This window comes from Nocardia otitidiscaviarum NBRC 14405 (assembly GCF_000308635.1).
GTDB classification, from domain to species: domain Bacteria; phylum Actinomycetota; class Actinomycetes; order Mycobacteriales; family Mycobacteriaceae; genus Nocardia; species Nocardia otitidiscaviarum.
Map to the genome: position 1 here is coordinate 1 of NZ_BAGD01000016.1, position 1,527 is coordinate 1,527.

Genomic DNA, 1,527 nt, shown 5'->3' on the forward strand with positions numbered 1-1,527 from the left:
CAGTAGCAGCATGACCGGGTTCGCCGGGTCCGCCGAGCAGGCAGGCCAGACCCTCAACGACAACACCTCAAATGCGCTCGAGCGCATGAAGCGCTCGATCCAAGACGGCCTGGTAACCGGCCTCACCGACGCCGCCTCGTGGATGGAACAGAACCGAGGCGTCGCTATTGGCCTAGGAATCGCGGTCGCCACCCTCGGCGCGGCGCTCATCACGGCGAAGGTCGCCGCCATGGGATACGCAGTCGCGCAGGGCATCATGGCCGCCGCGACCGGCGCGGGCTCGGCCGCGCTGGCGGGCAACACGCTCGCCCTCGGCGCGTACACGATCGCGACGGGCGTCATCCGTGGCGCGACGCTGGCATGGTCGGCCGTGCAATGGGTCCTCAACGCTGCACTGTCGGCAAATCCAATTGGGTTGGTAGTCATCGCGATTGGTGCGTTGATCGCTGGTCTGGTACTGGCGTGGCAGAAGTCCGAGACCTTCCGCAACATCGTTCTGGGCGCTGTCGACGCGGTGAAGACCGGGTTCTCGAACGCCGTCGAGTGGGTCGGCGGCAAGATCACCGATTTCAAGAACTGGCTCGGTGGCCTCGGCGACAAGGCCGGGGAGGTGAAAGACACCATCGTCGGCAAATTCGGCGACCTCGTCGACTGGGTGACCGGACTTCCCGGCCGTCTCAAGGACGCCGGGTCAGGGCTGTTCGACTTCCTCATCAACGGCTACAAGTTCGCGATCAACTGGCTTATCGGCAAATGGAATTCGTTCTCGCTCGGATTCGATTTCGAGATACCGATCATCAACAAGCGCGTGTCATTCACCATCGACACCCCCGATCTGCCGCTACTCGCGGGCGGCGGCGTCGCCGGTGTCGACGGGTCCGGCCGCATCTACGGCCCCGGCTCGGGCACCTCGGATTCAATTCTTGCGCTCGACGCGAACTCGGGACTCCCGACCGCGTTCGTGTCCGCTGGTGAAGGCGTAGTCACTGCCGCAGCGATGGCGAACGGCGGTGCTGAACTTGTCGCCGCGCTCAACGCCGGATGGGTGCCGCCGCTGGACATGTTGCGTGCCCTGCTGCCCGGCCTCGCCGGTGGCGGCACGATCCAAGTCAACGACGGCGATATCTCCGATACTCAGCGCGGCATGTGGAGCGCGATTTCTTCCGCGTTCCCCGATGCGGTGCTCACCTCGGCGACTCGGTACGCCGATGTCGGATCGGGCTACGACTATCACATGCAGGGCAAGGCGATTGATATCGCCGGGCCGAACATGCTGCAAATGGCCGAATGGATCGCCAAGAACTATCCGGGCAGCCTGGAATTGATTCATTCCAACGGGTTTTCGCACAACATCAAGAATGGCGAAGACGTGGGCTCGGGCTATTCGTTCTACGGCTCGGACACCATGGCGGGCCATTCTGACCATGTCCACTGGTCAATGTCCAGCGCGCCGACTGGCCCGGCTGTCGAACAAGATTCGGGCGCGGGAACGACCCCGTCGCTCGGCAACAGCGGGGGAGGGGGCAC

1 pseudogene is annotated in these 1,527 nt (G+C 64.0%); it reads left to right on the forward strand.

From position 1 onward, the window contains the following. Positions 1 to 10: 10 nt before the first annotated feature. Positions 11 to 1,527 (forward strand): annotated as a pseudogene (locus ON31_RS00065) (hypothetical protein); the annotation flags it as partial.